The following is a 26,947-nucleotide window of genomic DNA, read 5'->3' as shown; positions in this document are numbered from 1 at the left end:
ACCGCCGCCTGACGGGGCTGCAACAATGGCGCACCGACAGGGCCCGGTGACCGGGCAACCACCCCGGACGGCGTACGGACGAAGGGACACCACGCACACATGAGCGCGTCAGGCGGCACCAAGGCGATCGTGGCGGCACTCGCCGCCAACCTCGCCATCGCGGTATCGAAGTTCGTGGCGTTCCTGTTCAGCGGCTCGTCGTCGATGCTCGCCGAGTCGGTGCACTCCCTAGCCGACTCCGGCAACCAGGCCCTGCTGCTCGTCGGCGGCAAGCGCGCCGAACGCGAGGCCACCCCCCAACACCCCTTCGGCTACGGCCGCGAGCGCTACATCTACGCCTTCCTCGTCTCCATCGTCCTCTTCTCCGTCGGCGGCATGTTCGCCCTCTACGAGGGCTACGAGAAGATCAAGGACCCGCACGAGCTGGAGCACTGGTACTGGCCGGTCGGCGTCCTGGTCTTCGCGATCATCGCCGAGACCTTCTCCTTCCGCACCGCCATCAAGGAGTCCAACCAGCTCCGCGGCAAGCAGTCCTGGACGGCCTTCGTCCGCCACGCCAAGGCACCCGAACTGCCCGTCGTCCTGCTGGAGGACCTCGGCGCCCTCGTCGGCCTGATCCTCGCCCTCGGCGGCGTCGGCCTCGCCCTCGCCACCGGCGACGGCGTCTGGGACGGCATCGGCACCCTCTGCATCGGCGTCCTGCTCATCCTCATCGCGCTCGTCCTCGCCGTCGAGACCAAGTCCCTGCTGCTGGGCGAGGCCGCGGGCGCCGAACAGGTCAGGAAGATCGAGGCCGCCGCGGTCGACGGCGACACCGTCACCCGCGTCATCCACATGCGCACCCTCCACCTCGGCCCCGACGAACTCCTGGTCGCCGCCAAGGTCGCCGTCCAGCACGACGACACCGCCACCGAGGTCGCCACCGCCATCGACGCCGCCGAGTCCCGCATCCGCGAGGCCGTCCCCATCGCCCGCGTCATCTACCTCGAACCCGACATCTACAGCGAGGCCGAGGCCGCCAAGGGCCCCGACCCCGAGGCCACCCCCGGCGGCCCCGCCCACCACTGACCCACCCCACGGCTCACAGATGCGTGGGCCACAACTCCGTCACCTGGGCGGGCCGCCGCCGCACGGCCCGCCCGGCAAGCGCCACCACCAGCCCCACCACGGCCACCACCAGTCCCACCAGCGCCCCCACCCCCAGCAGGACCACCACCCCGCGCCCTCCGGTCACCCGCCCCCGCACGGCCTCCGCCGCCAAGGTCCCCCGGTGATCGTCGAGAAAGGCCCGCGAGTCCCGCGCCAGCGCCCGGTGATCCCCCAGCAGAAACAGCCGCCCCTCAGGCACCACCACGTCATACGGCCGCCCCATCCCGTCCCCGACCCCATCACGCACATACGGCTCGACCACCGGCTCACCGTTGACGACGATCCGCTCCCCTTCACCCCCTCCCTCACAGCACACGACCCGGTCGCCCCCCACCGCGACCACCCGCCGCACGACGCTCCCCCCGTACCCGTACCGATCCGGCGCTGAGACCAGCACCACATCCCCCCGCCGCACCTCACCCGCGCCGACACGCTCGTACACGATCTGATCCCCGGCCTCATACGTCGGCGCCATGCTGTCGCCCGCCACGCTGGCCATCCCGTACCCCACCCGCAGGTACACCAACGACCCCACCAGCAACACCAGCCCCACCAACACGGCCCCCCACCCCACGACGATCACCCCACGCACCCCGCGCACCACGCCGTCCCCTCCCACTCAAAGATCAACTCAGCGACCAGAGGCTAGCGGCCACCAGACCTCGTGTTCGGCTCGATTCGCTCGATCCGTCCCGAGGAGGACTGGGGACCGCCGGGCCGACCGGTGTAGCTTGGAGCAGAGCCAGACGTCGCTGCTGATGGCGGTCGGGCGGTCCCACCGCGGACCGACCGAGGGAGAGAGGGCCTCCGACGGACTGTGCTGCGCGCACGCGGGCATTCCTGTGTCCTCTTCGGGCACCCGTGCCCGCCGCCGCGCAGACCGGCCGTACCCACCTCGCCCCAACCCCGAGGAGCAGCTCGTCATGACGACTGTCGACAACCGACAGGACTTCAAGGTCGCCGACCTTTCCCTGGCCGACTTCGGCCGCAAGGAGATCACCCTCGCCGAGCACGAGATGCCCGGCCTGATGGCGATCCGCAAGGAGTACGCCGAGGCGCAGCCCCTCGCCGGCGCCCGCGTCACCGGCTCCCTGCACATGACCGTGCAGACCGCCGTCCTCATCGAGACCCTCGTCGCCCTCGGCGCCCAGGTCCGCTGGGCCTCCTGCAACATCTTCTCCACCCAGGACCACGCCGCCGCCGCGATCGCCGTCGGCCCCAACGGCACCCCCGACAACCCCCAGGGCATCCCCGTCTTCGCCTGGAAGGGCGAGACGCTGGAGGAGTACTGGTGGTGCACGGAGCAGGCCCTCACCTGGCCCGACGCCCCCACCGGCGGCCCGAACATGATCCTCGACGACGGCGGCGACGCCACCCTCCTCGTCCACAAGGGCGTCGAGTACGAGAAGGACGGCCAGGTCCCGCCCCTCGACACCGCCGAGTCCGACGAGCACCGCGTCATCCTCCAGCTCCTCCACCGCACCCTGGGCGAGAACCCCCAGAAGTGGACCCAGTTGGCCTCCGAGATCCGCGGGGTCACCGAGGAGACCACCACCGGCGTCCACCGCCTGTACGAGATGCAGCGCGACGGCACCCTCCTGTTCCCGGCGATCAACGTCAACGACGCCGTCACCAAGTCGAAGTTCGACAACAAGTACGGCTGCCGCCACTCCCTCATCGACGGCATCAACCGCGCCACCGACACCCTCATCGGCGGCAAGACCGCCGTCGTCTGCGGCTACGGCGACGTCGGCAAGGGCTGCGCGGAGTCCCTGCGCGGCCAGGGCGCCCGAGTGATCATCACCGAGATCGACCCCATCTGCGCCCTCCAGGCCGCGATGGACGGCTACCAGGTCACCACCCTCGACGACGTCGTCGAGACGGCCGACATCTTCATCACCACCACCGGCAACAAGGACATCATCATGGCCAGCGACATGGCCAAGATGAAGCACCAGGCGATCGTCGGCAACATCGGCCACTTCGACAACGAGATCGACATGGCGGGCCTGGCCAAGGTCCCCGGCATCGTCAAGGACGAGGTCAAGCCCCAGGTCCACACCTGGACCTTCCCGGACGGCAAGAAGATCATCGTGCTGTCCGAGGGCCGCCTGCTCAACCTGGGCAACGCCACCGGCCACCCGTCGTTCGTGATGTCCAACTCCTTCGCGGACCAGACCCTGGCCCAGATCGAGCTGTTCACCAAGCCCGACGCCTACCCGACCGGCGTCTACGTGCTGCCCAAGCACCTCGACGAGAAGGTGGCCCGCCTCCACCTCGACGCCCTCGGCGTCAAGCTGACCACCCTCCGCCCGGAGCAGGCCGAGTACATCGGCGTGAAGGTCGAGGGCCCGTACAAGTCGGACCACTACCGCTACTGATCCGACGGACCACCCAAGGCAGGCCCCCCGCACCCCGTGCCGGGGGCCTGCCCCTTTGGACCGACCGCCGGACCCGCCACCGGGACCCACCGCACCAGCACCTCAGAAGCCAGGACCCCCATGCCCCGCGGCCGTTATTCGCTCCACGATCCGCACGATCACACCCCCCTCGCAGAAGAACACTTCCAGTGCGCCCCCGGCCCCTCCGGCTGGCGCTACGTCTCCCAACTCACCACCCCCACAGGCGACCACCACGGCTCCGTCGACCTCGCCCTCGACGAACTCGGCCGCCCCATCCGCCTCGAACTCCACGCCGCTAGCTGGCAGGTACGCGGCGCCGCCCTCGACGGCGTCACCTGGGTCCGCACCGACCCCACCGGCACGCACGCCACGGAAGGCAACACCCCCGCCCACGCCTTCACCGGCACATCCCCCGCCTTCCTCATCGCCACCACCCGACTCCTACGCCTCACCCCCTCCCACACCGCCACCCGCGTCCGCCTCGTCGCCTTCACGGACCCCGTCCTGGCCCCCCGCACCGTCGACCAGTCCTGGGCCCTGCTGAAAAGAGAAGCACACGCCACTGACAACGGCCCCCTGACCGTGGACGAATACCAGGTCACAGCCCTGGACACCGGCGAACAGCACACCGTCCACATCGCGGGCGACGTCGTCCTCGCGGCCCCGGGCATCGAACTGGAACACCTGGAAACCCCACCGTCGACGTTCCCCGACACCCCCTGAAAGGGCCCTACGCGGGCGGAGCGAACCCGGTCCCGGACCGCCGCGTACCCGACTCCCCCTCCTCCTGCACCGCGGACACGGAGGACGGGGATACAGGAGGCACACCGGACCCTGCCCCCGCCCCCGCAGGAGGTACCGGCACCGATGGAGACACCGCAGACGGCACGGACGGCACAGAAGGCACAAGCGGCACAGGCGGCACAGGCGGCACAGAGGACATCGACGACACTCCCGGCCGCCCCTCGACGCCTCCACCCCCGTGCCCCGCCCCCGCCCCGAAAGCCCGCCGCGCCTCCCGCGCCTGCCGCTCCTGCACCACCGCCGCCAGATACGCGGCAGGCGGCACCCCCGGCGGCACCGGAGCCCCCGTACGCCCCGCGAGATCCCCCGCCAACCGCTCCGCCATGGCCCAGCCCACCTGCGGGTCCAACTGCTGCATCCGCGTCAGGTACTGACGCACGGCGAGCCACAACCCATCCGGCACCGCCGACAGATCAAGCCCCGAGAACCGCCCCGCCAACCACGGCGGCGGCGGAGGCACGAACCCGGTCCGCGACTGCGGCACCCGCTCCCGTACGACGAGAGTCCCCGCGAACACATCCCCGAGCCGCCGCCCCCGCGCCGACACCAACGAGGCGATACAGGCGATCACCCCGAACGTCAGCAGGATCTCCACCACCCCGATCGCCCCACGTACCAACGCGTGCCGGAACCGGATCGGCCCCCCGTCATCCCGCACCACCCGCAGCCCGCACGCCATCTTCCCCAGCGACCGCCCATGACTGAGCGTCTCCACCGCGATCGGCCCGCCCACCAGCACCAGCAGAAACGTCGCGATCGACAGCGCGAACTGCGCGGCCTCGTCCAACGAGGCGGTGGACATGACCAACACCACCGTCACGGCTATGTACGCCGCCATGGCCACCACGAGATCGAGCAGAACGGCCAGCGCCCTGCTGGGCAGCCTCGCGGGCCGCAGCTCAAGCGCCACCGCCTCACCCGTCACCAGCTCATTCACGCCCGTCGTCCTTCCCCTGGCCTGCCCCGAGAACCGCCAGTCTGCCAAGCTGAGGACCTACCGCGCCGCAGTACGACAAGCTGAGGAGCAGCGACACCGATGGACCTCGACGTCTTCGTCTCCGCCCACCGGGCGGAGTGGGACCGCCTCGACGCCCTGCTCCGGCGCCAGCGCCACCTCAACGGCCCCGAGGTCGACGAACTCGTCGCGCTCTACCAGCGCACCGCCACCCACCTCTCCCTCATCCAGTCCAGCGCCCCCGACCCCCAGCTCACCGGCCGCCTCAGCCAACTGGTGGCACGCGCGCGTAGTGCCGTGACAGGCACCCGCCGCGCCTCCTGGCGGGACGTGACCCGCTTCCTCATCCACGGCTTCCCCGCGGCGGTCTACCGCTCCCGTCACTGGTGGGTTCCCACGGCACTGCTGTCCACGCTCGTCGCGGCCCTGCTCGGCTGGTGGATCGGCACCACCCCCGAGGTCCAGTCCTCCATCGCGGCCCCCAGCGAGCTACACCAGCTCACCCGCCCCGGCGGCGAGTACGAGACGTACTACTCCAGCAATCCCGCCGCTTCCTTCGCCGCCCAGGTCTGGACGAACAACGCCCAGGCCGCCGCCCTCTGCCTGGTCCTGGGCATCTTCCTCGGCCTCCCCGTCCTCTGGATCCTCCTCCAGAACATGCTCAACCTCGGCGTCGGCTTCGGCCTGATGTCCTCCGCTGGCCGCCTCGACACCTTCCTCGGCCTGGTCCTCCCACACGGCCTGCTGGAACTCACCGCCGTCTTCGTGGCCGCGGGCACGGGACTGCGCCTCGGCTGGACCGTGATCGCCCCAGGCCCCCGCACCCGCCGCACGGCCCTGGCAGAGGAGGGCCGAGCCGCCGTCGGCATGGCGATCGGCCTGGCCCTGGTCCTCTTCATCTCCGGCGCCATCGAAGGCTTCGTCACCCCGTCCGGCCTCCCCACCTGGGCCCGCATCACCATCGGAGTCGCCGCGGAGCTGGCCTTCCTGGCCTACGTCTTCGTCCTCGGCGGCCGGGCCGCCCGGACCGGCCAGACGGGCGACGTGGAGGCAGCAGAACGCAGCGGCACCGTGCCAGTAGCGGCTTGATGTGCGTTGGCGGCCAGTGACCTGCTAATCTCCTCTTCGCCCCAAGGGAGCTGTTGACACGGCCCCTGCGGGGAGGTAGATTCGAACAGTTGCCTGGAAGTGGATGTAGTCCCACTGGGCAACCAAGCAGAATCTATCGGCTTCCGAGAACATTGATTCCAGCGAAGCCCCCTCCCGATGAATCGGAACGAATGGCCGGTCTGACCGGCGCAAAACGTCTGATAAAGTCGGAACCGCCGGAAAGGGAAACGCGAAAGCGAACACCTGGAAAGCGCCGAGGAAATCGGGTCGAGAAAAGATCTGATAGAGTCGGAAACGCAAGACCGAAGGGAAGCGCCCGGAGGAAAGCCCGAGAGGGTGAGTACAAAGGAAGCGACCGTTCCTTGAGAACTCAACAGCGTGCCAAAAGTCAACGCCAGATATGTTGATACCCCGTCTCCGACTCGTATGAGTTGGGGCGAGGTTCCTTTGAAGAACAAACACAGCGAGGACGCTGTGTGCGAGAGGATTATTCCTCCTCTTGCACCGCTCTTGTGGTGTTGCACCCGATTACGGGTAAACATTCACGGAGAGTTTGATCCTGGCTCAGGACGAACGCTGGCGGCGTGCTTAACACATGCAAGTCGAACGATGAAGCCCTTCGGGGTGGATTAGTGGCGAACGGGTGAGTAACACGTGGGCAATCTGCCCTTCACTCTGGGACAAGCCCTGGAAACGGGGTCTAATACCGGATACGACCATCTTGGGCATCTTTGATGGTGGAAAGCTCCGGCGGTGAAGGATGAGCCCGCGGCCTATCAGCTTGTTGGTGAGGTAACGGCTCACCAAGGCGACGACGGGTAGCCGGCCCGAGAGGGCGACCGGCCACACTGGGACTGAGACACGGCCCAGACTCCTACGGGAGGCAGCAGTGGGGAATATTGCACAATGGGCGAAAGCCTGATGCAGCGACGCCGCGTGAGGGATGACGGCCTTCGGGTTGTAAACCTCTTTCAGCAGGGAAGAAGCGAAAGTGACGGTACCTGCAGAAGAAGCGCCGGCTAACTACGTGCCAGCAGCCGCGGTAATACGTAGGGCGCAAGCGTTGTCCGGAATTATTGGGCGTAAAGAGCTCGTAGGCGGCTTGTCACGTCGATTGTGAAAGCTCGGGGCTTAACTCCGAGTCTGCAGTCGATACGGGCTGGCTAGAGTGTGGTAGGGGAGATCGGAATTCCTGGTGTAGCGGTGAAATGCGCAGATATCAGGAGGAACACCGGTGGCGAAGGCGGATCTCTGGGCCATTACTGACGCTGAGGAGCGAAAGCGTGGGGAGCGAACAGGATTAGATACCCTGGTAGTCCACGCCGTAAACGGTGGGAACTAGGTGTTGGCGACATTCCACGTCGTCGGTGCCGCAGCTAACGCATTAAGTTCCCCGCCTGGGGAGTACGGCCGCAAGGCTAAAACTCAAAGGAATTGACGGGGGCCCGCACAAGCGGCGGAGCATGTGGCTTAATTCGACGCAACGCGAAGAACCTTACCAAGGCTTGACATACACCGGAAAACCCTGGAGACAGGGTCCCCCTTGTGGTCGGTGTACAGGTGGTGCATGGCTGTCGTCAGCTCGTGTCGTGAGATGTTGGGTTAAGTCCCGCAACGAGCGCAACCCTTGTTCTGTGTTGCCAGCATGTCCTTCGGGATGATGGGGACTCACAGGAGACCGCCGGGGTCAACTCGGAGGAAGGTGGGGACGACGTCAAGTCATCATGCCCCTTATGTCTTGGGCTGCACACGTGCTACAATGGCCGGTACAATGAGCTGCGATACCGTGAGGTGGAGCGAATCTCAAAAAGCCGGTCTCAGTTCGGATTGGGGTCTGCAACTCGACCCCATGAAGTCGGAGTCGCTAGTAATCGCAGATCAGCATTGCTGCGGTGAATACGTTCCCGGGCCTTGTACACACCGCCCGTCACGTCACGAAAGTCGGTAACACCCGAAGCCGGTGGCCCAACCCCCTTGCGGGGAGGGAGCTGTCGAAGGTGGGACTGGCGATTGGGACGAAGTCGTAACAAGGTAGCCGTACCGGAAGGTGCGGCTGGATCACCTCCTTTCTAAGGAGCACATAGCCGACTGCAAGCGCATGTCTTGCACGGTTGCTCATGGGTGGAACGTTGACTACTCGGCACGGTCTTGAAGGCTTCTTCTGTTAGTACTGCTTCGGCGTGGAACACAGGGAGGGCTGAGAGGACGTGTCGGGCACGCTGTTGGGTGTCTGAGGGAATGAACTTCTCTCAGTGCCGGTCCCAGTGAACTCGCCTGAGTGGCGGGGTGACGGGTGGCTGGTCGTTGTTTGAGAACTGCACAGTGGACGCGAGCATCTGTGGCCAAGTTTTTAAGGGCGCACGGTGGATGCCTTGGCACCAGGAACCGATGAAGGACGTGGGAGGCCGCGATAGTCCCCGGGGAGTCGTCAACCAGGCTTTGATCCGGGGGTTTCCGAATGGGGAAACCCGGCAGTCGTCATGGGCTGTCACCCGCTGCTGAACACATAGGCAGTGTGGAGGGAACGCGGGGAAGTGAAACATCTCAGTACCCGCAGGAAGAGAAAACAACCGTGATTCCGGGAGTAGTGGCGAGCGAAACTGGATGAGGCTAAACCGTATGTGTGTGAGACCCGGCAGGGGTTGCGCATACGGGGTTGTGGGATCGCACTTGATCAGTCTGCCGGCTGGTCGGTGAGTCAGAAACCGTTGATGTAGGCGAAGGACATGCGAAAGGTCCGGCGTAGAGGGTAAGACCCCCGTAGTCGAAACATTAGCGGCTTGCTTGTGCGACACCCAAGTAGCACGGGGCCCGAGAAATCCCGTGTGAATCTGGCGGGACCACCCGCTAAGCCTAAATATTCCCTGGTGACCGATAGCGGATAGTACCGTGAGGGAATGGTGAAAAGTACCCCGGGAGGGGAGTGAAATAGTACCTGAAACCGTGTGCCTACAAGCCGTGGGAGCGTCGGAGTGGAGCTTGCTTCACTCTCGTGACTGCGTGCCTTTTGAAGAATGAGCCTGCGAGTTTGCGGTGTGTTGCGAGGTTAACCCGTGTGGGGAAGCCGTAGCGAAAGCGAGTCCGAATAGGGCGATTCAGTAGCGCGCTCAAGACCCGAAGCGGAGTGATCTAGCCATGGGCAGGTTGAAGCGGAGGTAAGACTTCGTGGAGGACCGAACCCACCAGGGTTGAAAACCTGGGGGATGACCTGTGGTTAGGGGTGAAAGGCCAATCAAACTCCGTGATAGCTGGTTCTCCCCGAAATGCATTTAGGTGCAGCGTCGTGTGTTTCTTGCCGGAGGTAGAGCACTGGATAGGCGATGGGCCCTACCGGGTTACTGACCTTAGCCAAACTCCGAATGCCGGTAAGTGAGAGCGCGGCAGTGAGACTGTGGGGGATAAGCTCCATGGTCGAGAGGGAAACAGCCCAGAGCATCGACTAAGGCCCCTAAGCGTACGCTAAGTGGGAAAGGATGTGGAGTCGCAGAGACAACCAGGAGGTTGGCTTAGAAGCAGCCACCCTTGAAAGAGTGCGTAATAGCTCACTGGTCTAGTGATTCCGCGCCGACAATGTAGCGGGGCTCAAGCGTACCGCCGAAGTCGTGTCATTGCAGCATGAGGGCTAACGCCCGCTGTGATGGGTAGGGGAGCGTCGTCTGCCGGGTGAAGCAGCCGTGGAAGCGAGTTGTGGACGGTTGACGAGTGAGAATGCAGGCATGAGTAGCGATTCACACGTGAGAAACGTGTGCGCCGATTGACTAAGGGTTCCTGGGTCAAGCTGATCTGCCCAGGGTAAGTCGGGACCTAAGGCGAGGCCGACAGGCGTAGTCGATGGATAACCGGTTGATATTCCGGTACCCGCTGTGAAGCGTCAAACATCGAGCATCGTGATGCTAAGGCCGTGAAGCCGCCCGGTTTCAGCTTTGCTGTTTCTGGGAGTGGTGGAGCCGCTGAACCAAGCGGTTAGTAGGTGAGTGATGGGGTGACGCAGGAAGGTAGTCCATCCCGGGCGGTGGTTGTCCCGGGGTAAGGGTGTAGGCCGTGCGATAGGTAAATCCGTCGCACATGTGGTTGAGACCTGATGCCGAGCCGATTGTGGCGAAGTGGATGATCCTATGCTGTCGAGAAAAGCCTCTAGCGAGTTTCATGGCGGCCCGTACCCTAAACCGACTCAGGTGGTCAGGTAGAGAATACCGAGGCGTTCGGGTGAACTATGGTTAAGGAACTCGGCAAAATGCCCCCGTAACTTCGGGAGAAGGGGGGCCATTTCCGGTGAGGGAACTTGCTTCCTGAGCTGGGGGTGGCCGCAGAGACCAGCGAGAAGCGACTGTTTACTAAAAACACAGGTCCGTGCGAAGCCGTAAGGCGATGTATACGGACTGACGCCTGCCCGGTGCTGGAACGTTAAGGGGACCGGTTAGCTTGGATTCGTCCAGGCGAAGCTGAGAACTTAAGCGCCAGTAAACGGCGGTGGTAACTATAACCATCCTAAGGTAGCGAAATTCCTTGTCGGGTAAGTTCCGACCTGCACGAATGGCGTAACGACTTCTCGACTGTCTCAACCATAGGCCCGGTGAAATTGCACTACGAGTAAAGATGCTCGTTTCGCGCAGCAGGACGGAAAGACCCCGGGACCTTTACTACAGTTTGATATTGGTGTTCGGTTCGGCTTGTGTAGGATAGCTGGGAGACTTTGAAACGCGGACGCCAGTTCGCGGTGAGTCGTCGTTGAAATACCAGTCTGGTCGTGCTGGATGTCTAACCTGGGTCCGTGATCCGGATCAGGGACAGTGTCTGATGGGTAGTTTAACTGGGGCGGTTGCCTCCTAAAGGGTAACGGAGGCGCCCAAAGGTTCCCTCAGCCTGGTTGGTAATCAGGTGTTGAGTGTAAGTGCACAAGGGAGCTTGACTGTGAGACCGACGGGTCGAGCAGGGACGAAAGTCGGGACTAGTGATCCGGCGGTGGCTTGTGGAAGCGCCGTCGCTCAACGGATAAAAGGTACCCCGGGGATAACAGGCTGATCTTCCCCAAGAGTCCATATCGACGGGATGGTTTGGCACCTCGATGTCGGCTCGTCGCATCCTGGGGCTGGAGTCGGTCCCAAGGGTTGGGCTGTTCGCCCATTAAAGCGGTACGCGAGCTGGGTTTAGAACGTCGTGAGACAGTTCGGTCCCTATCCGCTGTGCGCGTAGGAGTCTTGAGAAGGGCTGTCCCTAGTACGAGAGGACCGGGACGGACGAACCTCTGGTGTGCCAGTTGTTCTGCCAAGGGCATGGCTGGTTGGCTACGTTCGGGAGGGATAACCGCTGAAAGCATCTAAGCGGGAAGCCTGCTTCGAGATGAGGACTCCCACCCACTTGATGGGGTAAGGCTCCCAGTAGACGACTGGGTTGATAGGCCGGATCTGGAAGCACGGTAACGTGTGGAGGTGACCGGTACTAATAGGCCGAGGGCTTGTCCTCAGTTGCTCGCGTCCACTGTGTTGGTTCTGAAACCACGAACGGCCCCACGTTTGTTACAGGCGTGGTGTGGCTGACAGTTTCATAGTGTTTCGGTGGTTATAGCGTGAGGGAAACGCCCGGTTACATTCCGAACCCGGAAGCTAAGCCTTACAGCGCCGATGGTACTGCAGGGGGGACCCTGTGGGAGAGTAGGACGCCGCCGAACAATTATTCAGGGAAAGCCCCGCATCTTCGGATGCGGGGCTTTCTGCGTTTCAGGGGGATTCATTTGGGGGCGGACCTCGCCTGCCTTACAGGCGTCCCGTTGTTTTTAGGGCCAGGTAGGCGTCTGCCAGTGCTGGGGCCAGGTCGTCCGGGGTCGCGTCGACGACTGTGACGCCGTGGCGGCGGAGTTGGTCGGCGGTGCGGTGGCGTTCGGATTGGGCCTGGGCGGCGGCTGCGGCCTCGTAGACGGCTTCCGTTGTTCCTCGGGACTTGGCCATGCGGGCGATGTGGGGGTCGGCTACCGAGGCCAGGAGGACCGTGTGGCGTTGGGTGAGCTGGGTCAGGACGGGGAGGAGGCCCTCTTCGACGGGGGCCGCGTCGAGGGTCGTGAGGAGGACGATCAGGGAGCGGCGGGGGGCCGTACGGAGGGCTGTGGCGGTGAGGCCGCGGGCGTCCGTTTCGATGAGCGCGGGTTCGAGGGTTGCCATGGCGTTGACCAGGGCGGGCAGGACATCGCCTGCGGTGCGGCCCTGGACGAGGGCGCGGGCCTGGCGGTCGTAGGCGAGGAGGTCGACGCGGTCGCCCGCGCGGGAGGCCAGGGCGGCCAGGAGGAGTGCGGCGTCCATGGAGGCGTCGAGGCGGGGGACGTCGCCCACGCGGCCCGCGGAGGTGCGGCCGGTGTCGAGGACCAGGAGGATGTGGCGATCGCGTTCGGGGCGCCAGGTGCGTACGGCGACGGTGGTTTGGCGGGCGGTGGCGCGCCAGTCGATGGAGCGGGTGTCGTCGCCGGGGACGTATTCGCGAAGGCTGTCGAATTCGGTGCCCTCGCCGCGTTGGAGGACGCTGGTGCGGCCGTCGAGTTCGCGGAGGCGGGCGAGTTTGGAGGGGAGGTGCTTGCGGCTGGTGAAGGGCGGCAGCACGCGGACCGTCCAGGGGACGCGGTGGGTGCCCTGGCGGGTGAGGAGGCCGAGGGGGCCGTAGGAGCGGATGGTGACGCGGTCGGCCTGGCGGTCGCCGCGGCGGGTGGGGCGTAGGCGGGTGGTGACGCGGCGGCGTTCGCCTGGGGGGATGGAGACGCGGTGGCGGGAGGCCGGGACTTCTGTGCCGGGTTGCCAACTGCTGGGGGGCCAGGCGTCGCGGAGCTGGGCGCGCAGGGGGCGGCGGGACGGGTTGGTGAGGGTGAGGGTGACGTCCGCGGGGTCGCCGAGGCGTACCGAGGTGTCGCCGGAGCGGGTCAGACGCAGGTGTCGTACGGGGGCGGCGAGGGCGAAGTCGCAGGCGCAGGCGAGAGCCAGGGGGGCGTTGACGGTGAGGATGCCCGTCCAACTGGGGTCCCAGAGGCCGACGGGGAGGGAGCCTAGGGCCGCGAGGAGTGCGGCGCGTCCGGTGAGGGCCATCAGCGGGGAACTGGGACGTGGGCGAGGACGGCGTTGATGACGGAGTCGGCTGTGACGCCTTCCATTTCGGCCTCGGGGCGGAGTTGGACGCGGTGGCGGAGGGTGGGCAGGGCGAGGGCTTTGACGTCGTCGGGGGTGACGTAGTCGCGGCCGGTGAGCCAGGCCCACGCGCGGGAGGTCGCCAGGAGGGCGGTGGCCCCGCGCGGGGAGACGCCGAGGGTGAGGGACGGTGACTCGCGGGTGGCGCGGCAGATGTCGACGACGTAGGCCGTGATCTCGGGGGAGACGGTCGTCTTGGCGACTGCCGTGCGGGCGGCTTCGAGGATCGCGGGGCCCGCCACGGGGCGTACGCCCGCGGCGTGCAGGTCGCGCGGGTTGAAGCCTTCGGCGTGGCGGGTGAGGACGTTGATCTCGTCCTGGCGGGAGGGGAGGGGGATGGTGAGTTTGAGGAGGAAGCGGTCGAGCTGGGCTTCGGGGAGGGGGTAGGTGCCTTCGTACTCGACCGGGTTCTGGGTGGCGGCGACCAGGAAGGGCTCCGGGAGGGAGCGGGGAGTGCCGTCCACTGTGACCTGGCGTTCCTCCATGGCTTCCAGGAGGGATGACTGGGTCTTCGGAGGGGTGCGGTTGATCTCATCCGCGAGGAGGAGGTTGGTGAAGACCGGGCCGGGCTGGAAGGAGAACTCGGCGGTGCGGGTGTCGTAGACGAGGGAGCCGGTGACGTCGCTCGGCATCAGGTCGGGGGTGAACTGGACGCGCTTGGTGTCGATGTCGAGGGCGGCGGCGAGGGCGCGGACGAGGAGGGTCTTGGCGACGCCGGGGACGCCTTCGAGGAGGACGTGGCCGCGGCACAGGAGGGCGACGACGAGGCCGGTGACGGCGGGGTCCTGGCCGACCACGGCCTTGGCGATCTCGGCGCGCAGGGCTTCCAGGGCGGCTCGGGCGTCGCCCGGGTCGCCGGGCTGCCCGGCGTTGTCAGTGGTCGGGTCCATCATGGACGGCGTACCTCTCTTTCGAGGGCGTCGAGTTGGTCGGTGAGGGCGATCAGGGCCGTGTCGTCGCTGGGCGGCGGGCCGAAGAGGAGGGTGTGCAGGGACTGTCCGTCGCCGTTTGCGCGGAGGCGGGCGGAGAGTGCGGGGAGCAGGGCCTCGGGTGTGTGGGCCTGGGGCAGGGGGACGCCTACGAGGGGGGCGAGGCGGGTGCGGGTGGTGGAGCGGAGAGCGGCGGCGGCGCGGTCGCGGGCGTTCGCCTTGTGGTAGAGGCGGGCGCGGCCTTCGACGGTCTCGGAGGCGCGGATCGCGACGGGGAGTTTCTCGGGCACCAGGGGGCCGAGTCGGCGTGCCCGCCAGAGGGCGGCGAGGGCCGCGGCGATGAGGAGTTGCAGGGTGCCCCAGAGCCAGCCGGAGGGGAGCAGGTCGAAGAAGTCGCTTTGGCCGTCGTCGGGGGTGGCGGAGGCGTCGGAGAGTGAGGGGAGGTACCAGACCAGATGGGGGCGGGAGCCGAGGAGTTGGAGGGCGAGGGAGGCGTTGCCCTGCTCGTCGAGGTGGTCGTTGTAGAGGATGTCGGGCGCGCCGAGGACGATGGTGTCGCCGTCGCCGGACTGGTCGGGGAGCTGTACGAGGGTGGCGAGGCGTTCGCTGGGGTAGCAGCGGACGGCGTCGGGGTGGGTGGTGATGTAGCGCAGTCCGCCGGTGTCGGCGGTGCCCGCGCGTTGGGCGGCGGGCAGGGGGCAGTCGGGGTCGAGGGCCGATTCGAGGCTGGTGGCGGGGTCGGCCGTGGTGCCGGGGGCGAGGCGTTCGACGGAGGGGCTGCCGGGGGCGATGACGACGGTGCGGGTGCCGGTGTCGGCGACGGAGGAGCGCAGCAGGTCCTGTTGACGGTGCGTCAGCAGGTCGGGGACGGCGACCAGGAGGGTGGTGTCCGGGGCCGCGGCGGCGCGGGCCTCGGCCAGGGTGGTGACCACGCGGGTGGACACGCCGCGGTCGGCGAGGAGTTCGGCTACGGCGCGGCTGCCCTGGGGGTCGGCGGAGCGTGGGTCGAGGGTGCCGTGCCGGGCGTCGGAGCGGATCACGGCGATGACGGCGGCGCCGACGAGGAGGAGTACGGCGGCGAGGGCGATGCCTCGCGCGCGGGTCCACACCTGGCGGGGGGTGGGGGAGGCCGAGGTGGGCGGGAGCGTGGCCTCGGTGGTCATCCGGCGGCTCCCCGGCGGGTGGGGGGCGCGCTGTCCGTGCTGGCTGGGGTCTGGGCGCTGGTGCTGTTGGCGGTGAGCTGTGGTTTGGCGCGGTCCAGGTCGCGGTCGAGGGCGGTGGCGCGCTGGTACGTCTGTTCGGTGGAGGGCCGGCCGCCGTATGTGACGTCGTCGAAGTCGCGGGCGGCGGCGCGCAGTCGGTCGGCGTGGTCGGGCAGGGCGCGGCCCGCTTCGGCGGCTGCCTCGTCGGCGGTGCGGCCGGGGCGGGGGTCGAGGAGGGCGCGTTCCTCAAGGGCGCGGACGACGGCGCGGATGCGTTCCTGGAGGGCCTGGTTCCAGTGGCGTTGGGCGGCGTGTGCCTCGGCGGCGGCGCGGTGGTCGGCGGCGCTGCGGGGGCGGTCGTCGAAGAGGGTGGCGGAGGTGGCGGGTTGGCGTTGCGGGGTGCCCAGGCGCCACCACAGGGCGGCGAGCACCGCGACGACGGCCAGGACGATGACGACGAGGCCGACGGTGCCGCCGGGTGTCACGGAGGCGGCGCTGCTGAGGAGGTCGTCGAGCCAGTCCCAGAAGGCGTCGAGGGCGCGCTGGAACAGGCCGGGGTCGTCCTCGTGGTACAGCCGTTTGGACAGCTCGCGGCGGGCCGCCTCCCGCGCGGGGTCGCGGGGGATCGTCAGCGGTGGTTCGTCGTCGGCGGTCGGCAGGGCCGCCGGTAGTGCTGTGAGGACTCCTCCGGCGAGGAACACCGCATCAGCTCCCGGGGGTGGTGCCGGGGGCGGGGTGCTGGACGCCTGCGGCGCGGGACAGTTCGAGGTCGAGGGCCTCGCGGCGGATGCGCTGGTCGATGTAGAGCAGCACGGTGACCCCGGCCGTGATCGGGAGGGTGATCATGGAGCCGATCACCGAACCGATGCCGCTGATGATGAGGAACGTCCAGCCGAAGTCGCCGGTGCCGTCGAGGAAGCTGCCGACGCCGTCGCCGCTGAGGGCGGCGGCGAGGAACGTGAAGGGGATGACGACGATCGCCGCGACGATGTTCGCGATGATCGCGGCGAGCAGTTGGATACCGAAGACCCGCCACCAGGAGCCGCGCACCAGCTTCGCGGAGCGGGCCAGCGCCTTCCTGATGCCCTGCTTCTCCAGCATGAGCGCGGGCGAGGCGAGGGAGAAGCGGATCATCAGCCACAGGGCGACGATGGCGGCGCTGAGGCCGCCCAGGACGGCGAGCGCGGCGCCCGCGGTGCTGCCGCCCGCGAGGGCGATCAGCAGGCCGGGCAGGATGCCCACGAGGGTCACGCCGACGGCGATGAGCATCAGCAGGATGATCAGGCCGAAGAGTTTCAGCACCTGCGGGCGGGCGTCGCGCCAGGCCTCGCCGGTGGTCACCGGGCGGCCGAGGACGGCGCGGCTGGTGACGGTGGTGAGCAGGGCGGTGGCGATGACGGTGCCGACGAGGGAGATCACGAAGACGACGCCGGAGCCGAGCAGGGCGCTGCCCATGGCGCTGGCGAGTTCGCTGAAGGTGGCGCTGGGGTCTTCGAGGGCGGAGGTGTCGGCGTAGTCGTTCAGGAACAGGCCCTGGACGAGGATGACGATGATCTCGGTGAGGACGGCGACGGTCAGCGAGATGCCGAGCACCGTGCGCCAGTAGGTGCGCATGGTGGAGACGGCGCCGTCGAGGATCTCGCCGACGCCGAGGGGGCGCAGCGGGATCACGCCGGGCTTTGCCGCGGGCGGGGGGCCGCCCCAGCCGGTGCCCCAGGCGCCGCCGTAGCCGCCGCCGGGGCCGCCTGTGCCGCCGTATCCGCCGCCGGGACCGCCCGGGGTGCCCCAGCCGCCCTGGCCGCCGCTGGGGCCGCCGGGGGGCTGGTTGCCCCAGCCTGGGCCGGGGGGCGGTGGCGGGGGCGTCTGGGCGGGGTCCTGCGGGCCGGTGGGGGCGGACCACTGCGCGGGGGGCGGCTGCTCCTTGGACCACTTCGAACCGGGGCCCTGTGGGTCCGTGCCCGGCTGCTCCGTGGGCGCCGCGGGCCGCGGCGCGTCGTCGGGGCGGTCGTCGGGGGCGCTGGCGCCGGGGGTGCCCGGCTGCTGGCCGTCCGACGGGGCGGATCCGGGCGAGGCCCAGCCCGGAGTGTCGTTCATCGTCGCTCCTTCACGGTGCCCGTCCGCGGGTGCGGCGGCAGGTTGGCCAACATCGTGCCATGGGGCGGTCGGGGAGGGACCGGCCGCGGTAGGGGCTGTGCACCTTCAATTGTCCGCCGGTTAGCGGGCAGACTGACCGCATGGCTGATCAGCACGCGCAATCCGGCGAGGACAAGCGGCCGACCGGGATTCCGGTACTCCGTTGGGAAGAACCACCTGAAGGCCCCGTTCTGGTGCTGTTGGACCAGACGCGGCTGCCAGCCGAGGAGGTCGAGCTGGTCTGTACGGACGCGCCCGCGCTGGTGGAGGCGATTCGTTCGCTCGCCGTGCGTGGGGCGCCGGTGCTCGGCATCGCGGGCGCCTACGGTGTCGCGCTCGCCGCCGTCCGCGGCTTCGACGTGGATGACGCGGCGGCGGCGCTGGCGGGTGCCCGGCCCACCGCGGTGAACCTCGCCGTGGGGGTGCGCAGGGCGCAGGCCGCCTACCGGGCCGCGCTCGCGCGGGGTGACGACGCCGAGCGGGCGGCCGGGGCGGCGCTGGCCGCGGCGCGGCAGCTGCACCGGGAGGACGCCGAGGCCAGCGCCAGGATGGCGGAGCACGGGCTGGCCCTGCTGGAGGAGCTGCTGCCCGGCGGCGGGTACCGGATCCTCACGCACTGCAACACCGGGGCGCTGGTGTCGGGCGGGGAGGGCACGGCGTTCGGGGTGGCGCTCGCGGCGCACCGGCGCGGGGAGCTGCGGCGGCTGTGGGTGGACGAAACGCGTCCTTTGCTGCAAGGTGCTCGCCTGACGGCGTACGAGGCGGCGCGCAACGACATGGCGTACACCTTGCTCACCGACAACGCGGCGGGTTCGCTGTTCGCGGCCGGGGAGGTGGACGCGGTGCTGGTCGGTGCCGACCGGATCGCGGCCGACGGCTCGGTGGCGAACAAGGTCGGGAGCTATCCGCTCGCGGTGCTCGCCCGCTACCACCACGTGCCGTTCATCGTGGTGGCGCCGGTGACGACGGTGGACGCGGACACGCCGGACGGGGCGTCGATCGAGGTGGAACAGCGCCCCGGATTCGAAGTGACCGAGATCACAGCACCTCAGGTGCCGGTGGCCGGAGCGGGAGGCGGGATACCGGTGGCACCCCTGGGGACCCAGGCGTACAACCCGGCGTTCGACGTGACACCGCCCGAGCTGGTGACGGCGATCGTCACCGAGGAGGGCGTCGTCTCACCCGTGACGGGCGAGGCACTCGCCGAGCTGTGTGCCAGGTCACGCCAGGTAACGATTAGCTAATGGGATGATGTCGTTTATGAAGGGACGAGTCCTTGTCGTCGACGACGACACCGCACTGGCCGAGATGCTCGGCATTGTGCTGCGTGGTGAGGGTTTTGAGCCGTCTTTCGTAGCCGACGGCGACAAGGCGCTGGCCGCTTTTCGCGAGGCCAAACCGGACCTTGTGCTGCTGGACCTGATGCTGCCGGGGCGGGACGGGATCGAGGTGTGCCGCCTGATCAGGGCGGAGTCCGGGGTTCCGATCGTGATGCTCACGGCCAAGAGCGACACCGTCGACGTGGTGGTGGGCCTGGAGTCCGGGGCCGACGACTACATCGTGAAGCCGTTCAAGCCGAAGGAACTGGTGGCCCGCATCCGCGCCAGGCTGCGCAGGTCCGAGGAGCCCGCACCCGAGCAGCTCGCCATCGGTGACCTCGTCATCGACGTGGCCGGGCACTCCGTGAAGCGGGACGGGCAGTCCATCGCGCTGACGCCGCTGGAGTTCGACCTGCTGGTGGCGCTCGCGCGCAAGCCGTGGCAGGTGTTCACGCGCGAGGTGCTCCTGGAGCAGGTCTGGGGCTACCGGCACGCGGCGGACACCCGGCTGGTCAACGTGCACGTGCAACGGCTGCGCTCCAAGGTCGAGAAGGACCCCGAGCGGCCGGAGATCGTCGTGACCGTCCGTGGTGTCGGGTACAAGGCGGGGCCGAGCTGACATGTCCGGTGACAGTGCCGCTTCGGCGCCCGGCCGGTCCGGGGCCCGCGCGGGGCGGCCTGTCGGCCCGGACCCGGCGGGCTCGCGCTGGCGCGGCCTCCTGGAGGGCGGGCTCCTGAACGGCGGAGTACAGGGCAGCCCCGTCCTGCGGCTGCTGCTGCGCTGGGTGCGCCGCCCGCTGCTGCCCGTGATGCGGCTGTGGCGCCGCAACATCCAGCTCAAGGTCGTCGTCACCACCCTGCTGATGTCGCTCGGCGTCGTCCTGCTGCTCGGCTTCGTCGTCATCGGGCAGGTGCGCAACGGACTGCTCGACGCCAAGGTCAAGGCATCGCAGAGCCAGGCCACCGGCGGCTTCGCCGCGGCCAAGCAGCGCGCCGAACAGGCGGGCGGCGGAACCAGTGAGAAACAGGTCCCGGTGGACGGCCAGTCCTCCCAGAACGTCATCCAGTGGATGAGCGACCTCGTCTCCTCGCTCTCCAGCGGCGGCCAGGGCGCCTTCGACGTGGTCACCCTGCCCCCCGGCGACGACAGCGGCGGCGGACGCGGACCGCGCGCCTCCGGCGGCGTCGACCACAAGAGCGTGCCCGCCGACCTGCGCGCACGCGTCAACAGCGGATCCGTCGCCGCGCAGAGCTACACCCGCATCGTCTACCTCGACGGCGACAAGCCCTCCCAGCCCGCCCTCGTCATCGGCAAACAGGTCGAGGACCCCAACGGCGACCCCTACGAGCTGTACTACCTCTTCCCGCTCACCCAGGAGGAGAAGTCGCTGAGCCTGGTCAAGGGCACCCTGGCGACCGCCGGACTGTTCGTCGTCGTCCTGCTCGGGGCGATCGCCTGGCTGGTGGTACGGCAGGTCGTCACGCCGGTGCGGATGGCCGCGGGCATCGCCGAACGGCTGTCCGCGGGGCGCCTCCAGGAACGCATGAAGGTCACCGGCGAGGACGACATCGCGCGCCTCGGTGAAGCGTTCAACAAGATGGCGCAGAACCTCCAGCTCAAGATCCAGCAACTGGAGGACCTGTCGCGGATGCAGCGCCGGTTCGTGTCGGACGTCTCGCACGAGCTGCGCACACCGCTGACGACCGTACGCATGGCCGCGGACGTCATCCACGAGGCCCGCGAGGACTTCGACCCCGTCACCGCGCGCTCCGCCGAACTGCTCGCCGACCAGCTCGACCGGTTCGAGTCCCTGCTGTCGGACCTGCTGGAGATCAGCCGCTTCGACGCGGGCGCGGCGGCACTGGAGGCCGAGCCGATAGACCTCAGGGAGGTCGTACGGCGGGTCGTCAGCGGCGCCGAACCGCTCGCCGAACGCAAGGGAACCCGGATACGGGTGCTCGGCGACCAGCAGCCCGTCGTCGCCGAGGCCGACGCCCGGCGCGTCGAACGCGTTCTGCGCAACCTCGTCGTCAACGCCGTCGAGCACGGCGAGGGCCGGGACGTCATCGTCAAGCTCGCCGCCGCGGGCGGCGCCGTCGCCGTCGCCGTACGCGACTACGGCGTCGGGCTCAAACCCGGCGAGGCGACCCGCGTCTTCAGCCGCTTCTGGCGGGCCGACCCGGCACGCGCGCGTACCACCGGCGGAACCGGCCTCGGCCTGTCCATCGCCCTGGAGGACGCACGGCTGCACGGCGGCTGGCTCCAGGCGTGGGGCGAGCCGGGCGGCGGCTCACAGTTCCGGCTCACCCTGCCGCGGACCGCGGACGAGCCGCTGCGCGGCTCACCCATACCGCTCGAACCCAAGGACTCCCGCGGCAACCGGGGAGCCCACCGAGGCCCGCACGACGGCGCCACGGCGCGCGACGGGCAGAAGACCGCGACCGTCCCCGCCCAGGCCACCGGCGGCGGACAGGCCCCGCCCCGCGACCCGATAGCCGCCGCGCGCCTCGCGGCCGTCAACGCGGCGGCCGACCCGACCGCGCTGCCCGGCAGCGGCGCGCGCGTGGTGGCCCGCCCAGGCGCCGCACAGCCCCCGCACGGGGCCGCACAGCCCCCGCCCGCCGGGACCGCTCAGGACCGCACGGCCGAGGCCGACACCGCAGCCGACACCGGGGCGGAGCAGCCCCGGGAACCAGGGGAGGCATTTCGTGGGCGCTGACCGCGGAGGAGAGACTGTTCGTGGGCACTGAGCGCGCGGGAGGCGCCCCCCGGGCACGAGCGCGAGCGCTGGCGTACGCCGCCTGTGGCGCCGTACTGCTGGCCGGGTGCGCCTCGATGCCGGACCACGGGGACCTGCGGGACGTGGAGTCCACCCCACGGCAGGACACCCAGGTGCGCGTCTTCGCGATGCCGCCCCGGGAGGACGCCGAGCCCTCCGAGATCATGCAGGGCTTCCTGGAGGCCCTGACCAGCGACGACCCGCAGTACGAGACGGCACGCCAGTACCTGACCGAGAACGCCGCCCGCAAGTGGCGGCCCGAACTCTCCACCACCGTCCTCGCCAACGGCCCCGACACCGCCACCGACCTCACCGGCGACACCGAGGACGACGACCACTACTCCTTCACCCTCACCGGCACCAAGATCGCCCTGGTGGACGCGGAGCAGTCGTACGCGCCCGCCGAGGGGCAGTACAGCCGACAGGTGCACCTCGTCCGGGACAAGAAGAGCGAACAGTGGCGCATCGACGGACTGCCGCAGGGCATCGTCATCGGTGAGTCGGACTTCCAGCGCAACTACATGTCCGTCGACAAGTACTACTTCGCCTCCAACACCGCCGACGCCGAGGCCGGGGCCGCCGCACAGCCCGCCGCCGTCGCCGACCCCGTGTACGTACGCCGCCGCGTGGACCCCATGACACAGGTCGTGCGCTCCCTGCTCCACGGGCCCACCAACTGGCTCGGACCCGTCGCAAGGTCGAGCTTCCCGCTTGGCACGGCACTGCGGAAGGGGGCCACCCTGACCCCCGACGAGCAGAACCGGCTGACCGTGCCGCTCAACGACAAGGCCGCGCGGGTCGGCACCGCCAAGTGCAACGAGATGGCCGCCCAGCTCCTCTTCACCCTGCAGAACCTCACCCCCGCGGTGGACGAGGTCGAACTCCGCGCGGGCGACCGGAAACTGTGCGAGCTGCGAGAGGACCGCGCGCCCGCCGTCGCGGCCGTCGGCTCGGCGCGGCACGCCGACTACCTGTACTTCCTCGACGGCAAGCACCGGCTCGTCCGCATCTCCGCCGACAGCGGCACCACCAGCACCGAGGTCGTACCGGGCGCGCTCGGCGAGGGAGCCACCCCACTGCGGTCGGCCGCGGTCGCCCGGGACGAACACACCGCCGCCGGGGTCGGACTCGACGGCAAGGCCCTCTACGTCGGCTCACTCGCCTCCGGCGGCTCCCTCGGAGACCCCGTGCTGGTCAGCGCGGGCAAGACCGAGACCGACCGGCTCACGGCGCCTAGCTGGGACGCGTACGGCAACCTGTGGGTCGCCGACCGCGATCCCGGCAACCCGCGGCTGCTGATGCTGCGCGACGGCAAGGGCGAGCCGCTCGAAGTGCGCACTCCCGGCCTCGACGGCCGCATCAAGTCCCTGCGGGTGGCCGCCGACGGGGTGCGGATCGCCCTCGTCGTCGAGAAGGACGACGAACAGTCACTCCTCGTCGGACGGATCGAGTGGGAGCGGGTCGGGGAGCAGTCCGCGGTGCGGATCCGGGAACTGCGCTCGGCGACCCCCGAACTGGCCGAGGTCACCGCCATGTCGTGGGCCGGGGACAGCCGCCTCGTGGTCGTCGGCCGCGAGGAGGACGGCGTGCAGCAGATGCGCTACGTCCAGATCGACGGCTCCGTCCCGGAGGGGCCCGCCCCTGACGCGCTGACCGGCGTGCAGGAGATCGCCGCGTCCGAGGACGGGCGGCTGCCGCTGGTGGCGTTCTCGTCGGAGGACGGGATCGTGCGGATGGAGTCCGGGACGCAGTGGCAGAAGGTGGTCAAGGAAGGGGCGGCGCCGGTTTATCCCGGGTGACGTTCTCGGGGTTCGTCTTTTCGTTCCGGGCCTGGTCTCTTCCTTCGGCTCTGGTCGCTTGGCTTGCCCGGCCGCGGGGCCGTTCGTGGTTTTCCGCAGGCATTACACGGGTGTTCTTACTGGTCATCGAGTTATCCACAGAGGTTTTCCACAGGGGTGGCCGGGCGGGACGGATGTTGGCAGAGTGGTCGCCATGCGGGGGTGGTGGCAGGACCTCACCGAACTTGTGCTGCCGGACGACTGCGGAGGCTGTGGACGGCCACGCACGGTGCTCTGCCCGGAGTGCCGTGCGGCCCTGAGCGGTGCCGAGCCGCGCCGGGTGCGGCCGGAGCCGGAGCCACGCGGGTTGCCGGTGGTGTACGCGGCGGCGGGGTACTCGGACGAGGTGCGTGCGGTGTTGCTGGCTCACAAGGAGCGGGGCGCGCTGACACTCGCCCGGCCGCTCGGAGCGGCCCTGGCGGGCGCTGTGCGGGCGGGGCTGGCGGATGCGTGGGGCGGCGAGAAGGGAGCGACACGGGGGCGGCGAGGACAGTGGGGGCGACCGGGTGAGCCGGGTGGTGTGGCTTACGGCGGTGAGGGCGCCGTTGGCGGTGAGGTGCTGCTCGTGCCCGTGCCGTCGGCGCGGGCGGCCGTTCGGGCGCGGGGGCATGACCCCGTACGGCGGGTCGCGCTGGCCGCGGCGGGGGAGCTGCGGCGGACCGGGACACCGGCGCGGGTGCTGGCGGCGCTGCGGCAGCGGCGGGCCGTGGCCGACCAGGCCGGGCTGGACTCGCGGCAGCGGCTGGACAACCTCGCCGGGGCGCTGACCGTGGTGCCGGGCGGGGAGCGGCTGCTGCGGGGGAGGGCGGTCGTGCTGGTGGACGACCTGATGACGACCGGGGCGTCGCTGGCGGAGGGGGCTCGGGCTGTGCGGGTGGGGTGGGGAGCGGGGGTGGGTGGGGAGGGGGAGGGAGGGGGACCCCCCAAGGAAGAAGGCGCGCGAGTGAATCCGGTCGTGTACGCACCCGCCTCCCGGGAAAGGACTGAGGCACGGATCGCACGGATCGCGCGGATCGCGCGGGCCGCACGGACCACGACTGAAGCACGGCTCGCGCAAGCGGCGGAAGGGAGTGCCGGAGCGGCTGAGGGAAGCGCGGACCGGTCGCCTGCCGGGGCGCGCACGGCGGGGTCGGACGGCCTGGCCCATGTGGTGTGCGCCGCGGTGGTCGCGGCGACGCCCGCCGCTTTCCCATAAACCGGAACTGACCGCGGACCTGCGTCGTTGCAGGCAATAAGAGGGTCAATTCACCGGAACGGAGGTACGTGGCAGTAGAGGGTGACGACATCCGGCCGAGCGAGATATGTTCGGTTGTGAGGGAAAGGCCCAGGCCACACCTCACATATCCGAATGCCGTGCCGCGGGTTTCCGTAATCACCCGGGCCGGTGGGGTGGAGATCTCGCCCGTGGGGGAGGAGGAGGTGGACGTCACCAAGTCCGAGGTCCCGGGGCCCACCGGGACCTGGTGCACAAGGGAGATGCTCCGCCACTGGAGCGGAGCGATCCGGGAACGGAGTTCTGCGTGGACATCGTCGTCAAGGGCCGCAAGACCGAGGTGCCCGAGCGGTTCCGCAAGCACGTGGCCGAGAAGCTGAAGCTGGACAAGATCCAGAAGCTCGATGGCAAGGTGATCAGCCTCGACGTCGAGGTGTCCAAGGAGCCCAACCCCCGACAGGCGGACCGTTCCGACCGAGTGGAGATCACGCTCCGCTCCCGTGGACCGGTCATCCGGGCGGAGGCATCGGCCAGCGATCCGTACGCGGCGCTCGACCTGGCGGCGGACAAACTGGAGGCCCGGCTGCGCAAGCAGCACGACAAGCGGTACACGCGTCGAGGCGCGGGTCGGCTGACGGCAGCCGAGGTCGCGGACCACGTCCCGGGCGTGGCCACGCTGAACGGCAACGGCGCCGCCGTCCCCGAGGAGGAGCCGGACGCGGTGCCGACCAAGAAGATCGGCTCGCTGGAGATCAAGGGCGAAGGCCCCCTCGTCGTCCGCGAGAAGACCCACGTCGCCGCCCCCATGACCCTGGACCAGGCTCTCTACGAGATGGAGCTGGTGGGGCACGACTTCTATCTGTTCGTCGACTCCGAGACCAAGGAACCCAGTGTCGTCTACCGGCGGCACGCATACGACTACGGCGTCATCCACCTCAACACCGACCCGATGGTGGCCCAGGGCCAGCCGCCGTCCACGGGCGGTGCGCTCGGCGGCTGACCTCGCCGGGTGACGGCTGATCCGGTGCCCCTGGAGTGCGTGTGCGACCCCAGGGGCACCGGTGTGCGACGAGTTCGCGCACCGCTGGCACCGAGGTGTCGTCCGGGCATGAAATCATGGCGGCAACGGCCCAACGGGTGGGCCGTTGCCTTGGGTTGGCGATGGCACAGGACCAGGCCGCAGCCTTCAGGGGGAGGAACGATGGCGGACACCTTCGGACCGATGCATGACGGGGACGCCGACGACGGCGCCGCGGGCATGGGCCCGGAAGCGGGCTCTTCTCGCACGGAGCCCATCCGTGTCCTGGTCGTGGACGACCACGCCCTCTTCCGTCGTGGCCTGGAGATCGTGCTCGCGGCCGAGGAGGACATCCAGGTCGTCGGCGAGGCGGGCGACGGGGCCGAGGCCGTGGAGAAGGCGGCGGACCTGCTTCCCGACATCGTCCTGATGGACGTACGAATGCCCAAGCGGGGCGGGATCGAGGCGTGCACCTCCATCAAGGAGGTGGCGCCCAGCGCGAAGATCATCATGCTGACGATCAGCGATGAGGAAGCCGACCTCTACGACGCGATCAAGGCGGGCGCGACCGGTTATCTGCTCAAGGAGATCTCGACGGACGAGGTGGCCACGGCCATCCGCGCGGTGGCCGATGGGCAGTCGCAGATCAGCCCGTCGATGGCGTCGAAACTGCTCACCGAGTTCAAGTCGATGATCCAGCGCACCGACGAGCGCAGGCTCGTGCCGGCGCCGCGGCTCACCGATCGTGAGCTGGAGGTGCTGAAGCTCGTCGCCACGGGGATGAACAACCGGGATATCGCCAAGGAGTTGTTCATTTCCGAGAACACCGTGAAGAACCATGTGCGCAACATCCTGGAGAAGCTGCAGTTGCACTCCAGGATGGAGGCCGTGGTGTACGCGATGCGGGAGAAGATCCTCGAGATCCGGTGATG

The 26,947-nt window shown here is 68.8% G+C and carries 17 protein-coding genes, 3 rRNA genes and 1 pseudogene; 14 read left to right on the top strand and 7 right to left on the bottom strand.

The window, feature by feature from the left end; genetic code table 11:
* Nucleotides 1-99: 99 nt before the first annotated feature.
* The gene (locus ACFQZ6_RS14285) at nt 100-1,068 is read left to right on the top strand and encodes a cation diffusion facilitator family transporter (protein WP_381608336.1); all 969 of its coding nucleotides are present in this window, start codon (nt 100-102) and stop codon (nt 1,066-1,068) included.
* Nucleotides 1,069-1,081: 13 nt separating this feature from the next.
* On the opposite strand, the gene lepB is transcribed toward ACFQZ6_RS14285, so the two are convergent.
* A complete protein-coding gene (lepB, locus tag ACFQZ6_RS14280; protein ID WP_381608332.1) occupies nt 1,082-1,732 on the bottom strand; it encodes a signal peptidase I in 651 nt (216 codons plus the stop codon).
* Between the two features lie 340 nt (nt 1,733-2,072).
* Between lepB and ahcY the strand changes: the two genes are divergently transcribed.
* Nucleotides 2,073-3,530, top strand: coding sequence for an adenosylhomocysteinase (gene ahcY / locus ACFQZ6_RS14275; protein ID WP_381608329.1), 1,458 nt, complete (start codon nt 2,073-2,075; stop codon nt 3,528-3,530).
* A 120-nt stretch (nt 3,531-3,650) separates the two neighbouring features.
* Nucleotides 3,651-4,274, top strand: a complete 624-nt coding sequence (locus ACFQZ6_RS14270; RefSeq protein WP_381608326.1) for a hypothetical protein — start codon at nt 3,651-3,653, stop codon at nt 4,272-4,274.
* Between the two features lie 7 nt (nt 4,275-4,281).
* On the opposite strand, the gene ACFQZ6_RS14265 is transcribed toward ACFQZ6_RS14270, so the two are convergent.
* A complete protein-coding gene (locus ACFQZ6_RS14265) occupies nt 4,282-5,292 on the bottom strand; it encodes an RDD family protein (RefSeq protein WP_381608323.1) in 1,011 nt (336 codons plus the stop codon).
* 99 nt (nt 5,293-5,391) lie between these two features.
* On the opposite strand from ACFQZ6_RS14265, the gene ACFQZ6_RS14260 reads away from it, so the two are divergent.
* The 4 genes from ACFQZ6_RS14260 to rrf all read left to right on the top strand — a co-directional run bounded on the left by ACFQZ6_RS14260 (nt 5,392) and on the right by rrf (nt 12,088).
* Complete coding sequence (locus ACFQZ6_RS14260) at nt 5,392-6,399, top strand: stage II sporulation protein M (RefSeq protein ID WP_381608320.1); 1,008 nt, start codon at nt 5,392-5,394, stop codon at nt 6,397-6,399.
* Nucleotides 6,400-6,961: 562 nt separating this feature from the next.
* Nucleotides 6,962-8,489 (top strand): 16S ribosomal RNA (locus ACFQZ6_RS14255).
* Nucleotides 8,490-8,760: 271 nt separating this feature from the next.
* Nucleotides 8,761-11,883, top strand: a 23S ribosomal RNA gene (locus ACFQZ6_RS14250).
* Between the two features lie 88 nt (nt 11,884-11,971).
* Nucleotides 11,972-12,088 (top strand): 5S ribosomal RNA (gene rrf, locus ACFQZ6_RS14245).
* Together the 16S, 23S and 5S rRNA genes form the textbook arrangement of a ribosomal RNA operon.
* Before the next feature lie 85 nt (nt 12,089-12,173).
* Here rrf and ACFQZ6_RS14240 read toward each other — a convergent pair.
* From ACFQZ6_RS14240 to ACFQZ6_RS14220, 5 genes are read right to left on the bottom strand one after another with little or no spacing between them, the layout of a single operon-like run.
* Nucleotides 12,174-13,484 (bottom strand): DUF58 domain-containing protein, encoded by a 1,311-nt coding sequence (locus ACFQZ6_RS14240; RefSeq protein ID WP_381608317.1) that lies wholly within the window; start codon nt 13,482-13,484, stop codon nt 12,174-12,176.
* Nucleotides 13,484-14,473: an AAA family ATPase gene (locus tag ACFQZ6_RS14235; protein WP_381608314.1), complete on the bottom strand. Its 990-nt coding sequence runs from the start codon at nt 14,471-14,473 to the stop codon at nt 13,484-13,486. The genes ACFQZ6_RS14240 and ACFQZ6_RS14235 overlap by 1 nt, the downstream gene beginning before the upstream one ends.
* Nucleotides 14,473-15,675 (bottom strand): DUF4350 domain-containing protein, encoded by a 1,203-nt coding sequence (locus ACFQZ6_RS14230; RefSeq protein WP_381608310.1) that lies wholly within the window; start codon nt 15,673-15,675, stop codon nt 14,473-14,475. The genes ACFQZ6_RS14235 and ACFQZ6_RS14230 overlap by 1 nt, the downstream gene beginning before the upstream one ends.
* Complete coding sequence (locus ACFQZ6_RS14225; protein WP_381608307.1) at nt 15,672-16,415, bottom strand: DUF4129 domain-containing protein; 744 nt, start codon at nt 16,413-16,415, stop codon at nt 15,672-15,674. Before ACFQZ6_RS14225 ends, ACFQZ6_RS14230 begins: the two co-directional genes overlap by 4 nt.
* 4 nt (nt 16,416-16,419) lie before the next feature.
* Entirely contained in the window at nt 16,420-17,808 is a 1,389-nt protein-coding gene (locus ACFQZ6_RS14220) for a glycerophosphoryl diester phosphodiesterase membrane domain-containing protein (RefSeq protein WP_381608304.1), read from the bottom strand.
* Between the two features lie 140 nt (nt 17,809-17,948).
* Between ACFQZ6_RS14220 and mtnA the strand changes: the two genes are divergently transcribed.
* From mtnA to ACFQZ6_RS14185, 7 genes and pseudogenes are all read left to right on the top strand, one after another.
* Nucleotides 17,949-19,091 (top strand): S-methyl-5-thioribose-1-phosphate isomerase, encoded by a 1,143-nt coding sequence (mtnA, locus tag ACFQZ6_RS14215; protein WP_381608300.1) that lies wholly within the window; start codon nt 17,949-17,951, stop codon nt 19,089-19,091.
* Nucleotides 19,092-19,095: 4 nt separating this feature from the next.
* Nucleotides 19,096-19,785: a two-component system response regulator MtrA gene (gene mtrA / locus ACFQZ6_RS14210; RefSeq protein WP_187283109.1), complete on the top strand. Its 690-nt coding sequence runs from the start codon at nt 19,096-19,098 to the stop codon at nt 19,783-19,785.
* A 1-nt stretch (nt 19,786) separates the two neighbouring features.
* Entirely contained in the window at nt 19,787-21,886 is a 2,100-nt protein-coding gene (gene mtrB / locus ACFQZ6_RS14205) for an MtrAB system histidine kinase MtrB (RefSeq protein ID WP_381608297.1), read from the top strand.
* Nucleotides 21,887-21,906: 20 nt separating this feature from the next.
* On the top strand, nt 21,907-23,745 hold the full coding sequence (locus ACFQZ6_RS14200) for an LpqB family beta-propeller domain-containing protein (RefSeq protein WP_381608295.1): 1,839 nt from the start codon (nt 21,907-21,909) through the stop codon (nt 23,743-23,745).
* A 193-nt stretch (nt 23,746-23,938) separates the two neighbouring features.
* A pseudogene (locus tag ACFQZ6_RS14195) lies at nt 23,939-24,990 on the top strand (ComF family protein).
* A 314-nt stretch (nt 24,991-25,304) separates the two neighbouring features.
* A complete protein-coding gene (gene hpf / locus ACFQZ6_RS14190; protein WP_381608292.1) occupies nt 25,305-25,997 on the top strand; it encodes a ribosome hibernation-promoting factor, HPF/YfiA family in 693 nt (230 codons plus the stop codon).
* A gap of 201 nt (nt 25,998-26,198) precedes the next feature.
* Nucleotides 26,199-26,945: a response regulator gene (locus ACFQZ6_RS14185; RefSeq protein ID WP_381608289.1), complete on the top strand. Its 747-nt coding sequence runs from the start codon at nt 26,199-26,201 to the stop codon at nt 26,943-26,945.
* Nucleotides 26,946-26,947: the final 2 nt, after the last annotated feature.

It is taken from the genome of Streptomyces flavalbus (assembly GCF_042674625.1).
In the GTDB taxonomy this organism is placed as follows: domain Bacteria; phylum Actinomycetota; class Actinomycetes; order Streptomycetales; family Streptomycetaceae; genus Streptomyces; species Streptomyces flavalbus.
The sequence above is the reverse complement of the archived record's forward strand: the minus strand, read 5'-3'. Positions and strand labels throughout refer to the sequence as shown.